The 7,191-nt window shown below is 74.0% G+C and carries 5 protein-coding genes; all 5 read right to left on the minus strand.

The genetic code is table 11. The features are described 5' to 3' along the window. Positions 1 to 101: 101 nt before the first annotated feature. Complete coding sequence (shc, locus tag VIU94_RS15435) at positions 102 to 2,120, minus strand: squalene--hopene cyclase (protein ID WP_331911777.1); 2,019 nt, start codon at positions 2,118 to 2,120, stop codon at positions 102 to 104. A gap of 105 nt (positions 2,121 to 2,225) precedes the next feature. Continuing rightward, complete coding sequence (locus VIU94_RS15440; RefSeq protein WP_331911779.1) at positions 2,226 to 3,326, minus strand: polyprenyl synthetase family protein; 1,101 nt, start codon at positions 3,324 to 3,326, stop codon at positions 2,226 to 2,228. Further along, the gene (hpnE, locus tag VIU94_RS15445; RefSeq protein ID WP_331911781.1) at positions 3,323 to 4,738 is read right to left on the minus strand and encodes a hydroxysqualene dehydroxylase HpnE; all 1,416 of its coding nucleotides are present in this window, start codon (positions 4,736 to 4,738) and stop codon (positions 3,323 to 3,325) included. Before hpnE ends, VIU94_RS15440 begins: the two co-directional genes overlap by 4 nt. Positions 4,739 to 4,829: 91 nt before the next feature. After that, positions 4,830 to 5,780 carry a presqualene diphosphate synthase HpnD gene (hpnD, locus tag VIU94_RS15450; RefSeq protein WP_331911783.1) on the minus strand — a complete coding sequence of 317 codons (951 nt, stop codon included), beginning with the start codon at positions 5,778 to 5,780 and terminating at the stop codon, positions 4,830 to 4,832. Continuing rightward, positions 5,777 to 6,688: a squalene synthase HpnC gene (hpnC, locus tag VIU94_RS15455; RefSeq protein ID WP_331911785.1), complete on the minus strand. Its 912-nt coding sequence runs from the start codon at positions 6,686 to 6,688 to the stop codon at positions 5,777 to 5,779. Before hpnC ends, hpnD begins: the two co-directional genes overlap by 4 nt. Positions 6,689 to 7,191 lie beyond the last annotated feature (503 nt).

Below are 7,191 nucleotides of genomic sequence, written 5' to 3' on the forward strand. Positions count from 1 at the left end.
GCCGCCGTGGCCGCCGCTGCGCAGGGCGAGCTGCTCGATGCCGAGCGCGCAGGCGATCAGCAGCGGCGGCACGGAACCGGCTGGCTCCGGTCCGCGCGTCATCAGCCCTCCCCGGCGTGGGCGGCTCCGCCGGCCGCCGCGCGGGCGGGCAGGACGGGCTCGCCGTGGAGGTACCGGCCGAGCGCGGTGAGCGGGAAGACCTGCCGGTACAGGTGGTAGTTGATGGAGAAGTCCCAGGGGAACCCGGTGCCGGTGAAGTACGGCTCGTCCCAGGAGCCGTCCTCGCGCTGCGTCCTGGTGAGCCAGCCGACGCCCCGCTCGACGGCCTCGCTGTCCCGCTCGCCGGCCGCGAGCAGCGAGATGAGCGCCCAGGCGGTCTGGGAGGCGGTCGACACACCGCGCCCGGCCCAGCCGCGATCCCGGTACGAGCGGAGGTCCTCGCCCCAGCCGCCGTCCTCGTTCTGCACGGACTCCAGCCAGACGACGGCGCGCTGGAGCGCGGGGTGCGAGCCGGGCAGTCCGGCCGCGGCGAGCGCGGGGACCACGGAGGCGGTGCCGTAGAGGTAGTTGACGCCCCAGCGCCCGAACCAGGCCCCGCTGGGCTCCTGCTCGGCGAGGAGCCAGTCGATTCCCCTGCGCGCGCGGGGGTGTTGGGCCTGTCCTTCGTACCCGAGCACCTCGACGACGTGGGCGGTGACGTCGGCCGACGGCGGGTCGATCACCTCGCCGAAGTCGCAGAACGGCAGCCGGTTGGGGAAGGGGCTGGTGTTGTCGGCGTCGAAGGCGCCCCAGGCCCCGTTGCGGGACTGCATGCCGAGCGTCCAGCGCGCGGCGCGGGCGACGGCCGCGTCGACCCTCGCGGGGTCGGGGTGCCTGACCCGGCGCAGGGCGAGGATCACCTCGGCGGTGTCGTCGATGTCCGGGTAGTTGTCGTTGTGGAACTCGAACGCCCAGCCACCGGGGGCGAGTCCGGGCCGGCGCACGGCCCAGTCCCCCTTCTTGACGATCTCCTCGTCGAGCATCCAGTCGACGGCCTTCACCAGCGCCGGGTGGTCGGGGGCGAGCCCCGCGTCGGCGAGCGCGATGGTGGCCAGGCACGTGTCCCAGACCGGGGACTGGCAGGCCTCGATCATGCGGGCGCCGTCCTCGCGCCACACCGCGAACCGGTCGAGGGACTCCAAGCCGGCCCGCATCACCGGGTGTTCGAGGTCGTAGCCGAGCAGGTGCAGGGCGATCACCGAGTAGACCGCGGGGGGCTGGATGCCGCCCCAGCAGCCGTCTTTCTCCTGCCGTTCGATGATCCAGCGGGCGGCCGTTTTCATCGCCGCCCCGCGCAGCCGCCGGGGCGCGAACCGGTGGTAGACGTGCAGGGCCTTGTCGAGCCGCTGGAAGACGCCGTCCCAACTGGCTGCCGGCGCGGGCGGCCGGGGCGGATTCGGCCGGTCGGGGTCGGTGTGCAGCTCGGTCAGCGGGAACGGCGCGGGGCGCACCGGGCGCTTCGCGGACACGACGCTCAGCGGCACGATGGTCTGCCGCGCCCAGCAGCCGAAGTCGTAGATGTTCAGCGGGAACCATGAGGGCAGGAAGACCAGTTCGGGCGGCACCTCGGGCAGGTCGTCCCACTTCCACCAGCCGAACAGGGCGAGCCAGATCCGGGTGAAGACCCGGGCGGCGGCGATGCCGCCGCGCTCGCGGATCCACTCGGCGGCCCGGGCCATGTGCGGGTCCTCGGGCCGGTCCCCGGCGAGCCGGAGGGCCACGTAGGCCTCGACGGTGGTGGACAGTTCGCCGGGCCCGCCGTAGAAGGTGGCCCAGGTGCCGTCCTCGCGCTGCTCGCCGCGGATGAACCGGGCGGCGGCCTGGGTGGTCTCCTCGTCGCGGATGCCCAGGAACTGACGGAGCAGCAGGTCCTCGGCGTCCATGGTGACGTTGGTCTCCAGGTCGCCCTTCCACCAGCCGTCGGCGTCCTGCCGGGCGAGAAGGTGGTCGGTCGCGCGCTGTGCGGCCCGCGCGGCGGCGGCGCGCGCCTCGCCGGGAGCGGGTGGTGTGTCGGTCGGTGAGCCGGCCTCGGCAGCCCGGGGTTCCACGGCCCCGGCGCTTCCGTCGGTCGTCGCTGTCATGGCGTCCCCTTCGCAGTCGGTGTCTTCTGCTTCTTCGGGTCTGCCGTCGGCCGGCGCCAGATGACGCCGGCCGGCGACCGCGCACTCATATCAGGGTGATGGTGATCATCTCTTCCGTACGACGACGAAGTCGGCGAGCGCGACGAGCTGCGCCCTGACGCGCTCGGGCATGTCCACCTCGTGCAGCGCCTCGATGGCGATGGCGTGCTGGCGGCGGGCCTCCTGGGAGGTCCACTCGCGGCCGCCGGCCTCCTCGATCAGTGCGGCGCGGGCGGCGAACTCCTCCTCAGAGAACGAGGCGAAGTCGGCGCTCTTGGCGTCGGCCGCGAGCAGTCGGCCGAGCCGCTCGGAGGCCGGGCCGCCGGCCGCGAGGGCGGCGACGACCGGCAGCGACTTCTTGCGCTGGCGCAGGTCGCTCCAGGTCTGCTTGCCGGTGGCGTCGGGGTCGCCCCAGATGCCGAGCAGGTCGTCCACGGCCTGGAAGGCGAGGCCGAGGTGATAGCCGTACTCCTCCAGCTTGTCGGCGGTGCGGTCGTCGGCGCCGCCGAGCACCGCGCCGATGGAGACGGCGCAGGCCAGCAGCGCGCCGGTCTTGTTGCCCTCCATCGTCAGGCACTCCTCAACGGTGACCCGCTCGCGGTGCTCGTAGGAGATGTCCTGCGCCTGCCCGTCGATGAGCTTGCGGGTGGCGGTGGTGAGCCGCCGGGTGGCGCGGCCGGCCTCGACGGTGCCGAGTTCCAGGAGCAGCTCGTTGGCCAGCGCGAACAGGGCGTCGCCGACGAGGATCGCCTGGGCGGGACCGTGCACCTTCCAGACGGTGTCGCGGTGGCGGCGCTGTTCGTCGCCGTCCATGAGGTCGTCGTGCAGCAGCGAGAAGTTGTGCACCAGCTCCACGGCGACGGCACCGGGGATGCCGACCTCGGGAGCGACGCCCGCCGCCTCGGCGGAGATCAGCGCGAGCGCGGGACGCACGGCCTTCCCGCTGTCGGCGTCCGTGGGGTTGCCCTGGGCGTCGATCCAGCCGAAGTGGTAGGCGGCCACGGTGTCCATGGGCGGTGCGAGGCGGTCGACGGCCGCCTTCAGCACGGGGGTGGACAGCGTCCGTCCCCGTTCCAGAAGTGCGGTCACGTCCGCGGTGTCGACGACCGGGTTACCCGGCGGCACAGTCGGCACGGTCTCTCCTCTTGTTCCGGTACTCACGCTCATACCGCCTCCTGCAGCGGATGTTCATGGGGGCGGCCGAGGGCCGAGAGCGCTGCGCCGGCGGCGCTGAAGCCGCTGCGCACGGCGCTCTCCATGGTCGCGGGCCAGCCGGTGGCGGTCCACGCGCCGGCCAGGGCGAGGCCCGGCGCACGGGTGCGGGCGGCGGGGCGGAGCCGCCCGACGCCCGGGGTGGGCGCGAACGTCGCCGTGCGCTCCCGGGTGACGAAGAAGTCCCGTACGCCGGCCCCGCGGGCGGCGGGCAGCAGCCGCTCGAACTCCGGCAGATACCGCTCCCGCAGAGCGGCGACGGGCTCGTCGATCTCGTCCTGCGCGGCGGACTGGGAAACGGCGAGGTACTGCCCTTTGCCCTTCAGGCCGGAGGACTCTGTCCGGTCGAAGACCCACTGCACCGGCGAGCCGAGCGCGGTGAAGAAGGGCTGCTTGAGCACCTTGCGGTCGTAGACGACATGCAGGTTGAGGATGGGCGCGGTGCCGATGTCGAGCAGCCGGTCGGGGTCGTCGAGCGCGCCCTCGGGCAGCAGGCCGTGGGCCTCGCGCTGTGGGACGGCGAGGACGACGGCGTCGGCGTCGAGCGTCTCCCCGGAGACGTGCACGGCCCAGCGGCCGTCGTCCGTACGGGAGATCCGCTCGGCCCGGGTGCGCAGTTCGGTGCGGACGCCGAGCGAGTCGAGGGCTTTGCGGGCCCGGGTGTCGTGCAGTTCGCCGAGCGGGACGTGGGCCCAGCCGATGTCGGCGGCGCCCGGCTCGGAGAGCAGCCCGGTCTTGAAGACCATCGCGGCCAGGCCCATGGAGGCGTCCGCCGCGGTGGCGTTGAGGGTGGGGATGCCGACGAGGTCCCAGAGGGCCTCGACGCTGCGCGGCGACTGGCCGTGCCGGCCGAGCCAGGTGGCGAAGTCGATGCCGTCGAGCGCGGGGTCGGCGGGGTCGAGCCGCTTGAGCGCGAGGGCGGCGCGCCCGACGCCGAGCCGCTCGGCCGGGGACAGATGCGGGTACGTGGCGAGGCTCGCGGCGAGGTGCAGCGGCACCGGCAGAGCGGTGCGGCGCAGCCGGCCGAGCCGGGGGCGGCGCGGCCGCCCGACGTCGAGCACGGGCACGTCGAGGCGCTCCTGCAGGGGCGCGAGGTGGGCGCCGTCGACCCGGTCGAGGAACCAGCGGTATGCGGTGCAGCAGCGCAGGTAGACGTGCTGCCCGTTGTCGACGCTGAGCTCCCCGCGCTGGAACGAGAACGCGAGCCCGCCGAGCCGCGGCCGCCCTTCGAGCAGCGTGACGCGCACCCCGGAGTCGGCGAGCCGCAGGGCTGCGGTGACCCCGGCGATCCCTCCGCCGACGACGACGGCGTGCGGGGCCCCCGCAGGCGCGGCGGCGGGGACCGGTGCGGTGCGGTCGGGGCTCATCGGGCCTCCCCTCGGGTCGTCGACGTCAGGGACGCCGGGTCGGCCACGCGGGTTGCGCGGCCGGAGGCACGCTCGGATGCGCGGTACGGGCTCACGCGCGCCTCCTCACGGTGCGCCGGGAGATGTGCCGGGCGTCCAGGCCGGACAGGCCGCGGACGGCCACGTACGCCTTCTCCCGGCCGGGCAACGAGACCCGGCCGCGCAGCACGGCCTCCGGGTCGCGCTCGATCCGGTCGAGCAGCCGGCGGTAGATGCCGGCCATGGCGGCGACGCATGCCCCGCTGCGCCGGTCGAGCAGCGGCAGCAGCCGGTAGCCCTCGGCGAACAGGGCCCGGGCGCGCCGGACTTCGTAGTGCACGAGCCCGGTGAAGTCGGCCCCGGCGGGCGGGGTCGCCGTCCGGAAGCCGTCGGTGCAGCCGAACTTGGCGAGGTCGTCGGCGGGCAGATAGACCCGTCCGTTGCCGGCGTCCTCGCGGACGTCCCGCAGGATGTTGGTGAGCTGGAGCGCGAGCCCCAGCGTGTCGGCGTACTCGGGGGCGCGCTCGGCACCGGGCGCGCCGGGCTGGGTGCCGAACACGCCGAGCGAGAGCCGGCCGATGGCGCCCGCGACGCAGCGGCAGTAGACCTTGAGGTCGTCCCAGGTCTCGTACGTCTTGCCGTCCACGTCCATCAGGACGCCGTCGATCAGTTCGTCGAGCCCGCCGAGCGGGATCGGGAAGCGTTCGGCGGCGTCGGCGAGGGCAACGGCCACCGGATCGGTGTCGTCTTCGTCGACCGCGCCCTTGCGGATCCGCTCCAGGAGCGCGCGGGTCGCCTCGAGGCGGTCCCGCTTGGCCTCCGGCGCGAGTTCGCCGTCGCCGATGTCGTCGACCCGCCGGGAGAAGGCGTACAGCGCCGACATGGCCTGCCGCTTCTCGGTCGGCAGCAGCCGGATGCCGTACGCGAAGTTGCGTGCCTGCTGCCCGGTGACGGTCTCGCAGTAGCTGTACGCGGCCCGTACCGGCGCGGACATCTCGCTCTGTGGCTCCACGGTCCGGCTCACCCTTCTCTCCGCGCTCTGCGCAGGACGCCGCCCGCCGCGCGCACCAGTCCCGGGCGGGTCGCCTTCGGCGGCCCGGGCAGGACGTCGAATCCGGCGGCGGCGATCGCGTCGAGGGCGGCGTGCCCGCCTCCCGTGAACCCGGCGAGCAGCAGCCGCAGCCGGCCGCGCACGCTGCCCACCAGCGGGGCGCCGTCGTCAAGGAGGGCGCGGGCCCGCTCCGCCTCGAAGGCGATCAGGCTGCGCACCGACGCGCTCGCGGTCGGCTCGGCGAGGTCCGCCTCGGTGACACAGAACCGCTTCATGTCCTCGGCAGGCAGGTAGATCCGGTCGCGGCCGAGGTCCTCGGCGACGTCCTGGAGGTGCTCGACGATCTGCAGGGCGGTGCAGATCGCGTCGGAGCGGCGCAACCGCTCGGGGGTGGCGGTCCCGGTGATCGCCAGGACGAGCCGGCCGACGGGGTTGGCGGAGAGCTCGCAGTACGCGACGAGGTCGTCGTACGTCTCGTAGCGGCGGACCACCTGGTCCTGCCGGTTCGCCTCGATCAGGCCGAGGAACGGGCCGGGGGTGAGCGCGCAACGGCGCACGGTCGGCTGCAGGGCGCGCAGCAGGGGGTGCTGCGGCGTCCCGTCGAAGACGCGCATGAGGTCGGCCTCGAAGGCATCGAGCAGGGCGAGCGGGTCGTCGGCGTAGTCGGGGTCGACGCCCAGGAACCGGGCGTCGTCGCCGCCGGGGGCGAGGTCGCCGTCGCCGATGTCGTCGACCAGGCGGGCGTAGCCGTAGACGGCCATGAGGTCGTCCCGCCAGGCGCGCGGCAGGAAGAAGGGCGCCACGGGGAAGTTCTCGTCCGCGGCCTTGCCGAGTGTGGTGCGCGAGGAGGCGTCGGGGCGCACCTGCCCGGCACGCGTCACTGCGGGCTTCCCGACGCGGGGACGGCCATACCCTCGCGGAGCTGGAGATCATCCGTCATTGCCGTCACATCTCCGTTCTACACTGCCGACCCAATACATCCTATTTCGGACACGCCGCCGGTCCTCTGCGTGGAGTGGCCGCCCGTAGGGCAGCCTGGGGGGAATCACCCCACTTGCCGCGAATCAGCACCGGTACAGCTTACGTTGTACAACGCCCAATGCCGCGTCGGGGTGCACGCCACATGACGATCAAGACACGCCTCGATGCCAACCGCCCCGCGCGCCACGGAACTTGGCGCAGGAGCGGGGACGTCACCGCTCCCTGACGCTCATTCGGCGCGGCAGCCGGAGACCAGCATCGCCAGCGTCCGCTCGACGACGCCGTCCCGCCGCTGGGCCGGAAGCCGCCGCAGCGGACCGTCCACCAGCAGCAGGGACAGCCCGTGGACGGCCGACCACGCGGCGGCCTGGACGTCCGGCGCGGCCGGCCGGGGCGCCGGGCC

Source organism: Streptomyces sp. (genome assembly GCF_036566765.1).
In the GTDB taxonomy this organism is placed as follows: domain Bacteria; phylum Actinomycetota; class Actinomycetes; order Streptomycetales; family Streptomycetaceae; genus Streptomyces.

What these genes read in the sequence shown, in the direction of transcription:
- shc (WP_331911777.1), bottom strand. Translation starts at nt 2,120, where the DNA reads ATGACAGCGACGACCGACGGAAGCGCCGGGGCCGTGGAACCCCGGGCT.
- VIU94_RS15440 (WP_331911779.1), bottom strand. Translation starts at nt 3,326, where the DNA reads ATGAGCGTGAGTACCGGAACAAGAGGAGAGACCGTGCCGACTGTGCCG.
- hpnE (WP_331911781.1), bottom strand. Translation starts at nt 4,738, where the DNA reads ATGAGCCCCGACCGCACCGCACCGGTCCCCGCCGCCGCGCCTGCGGGG.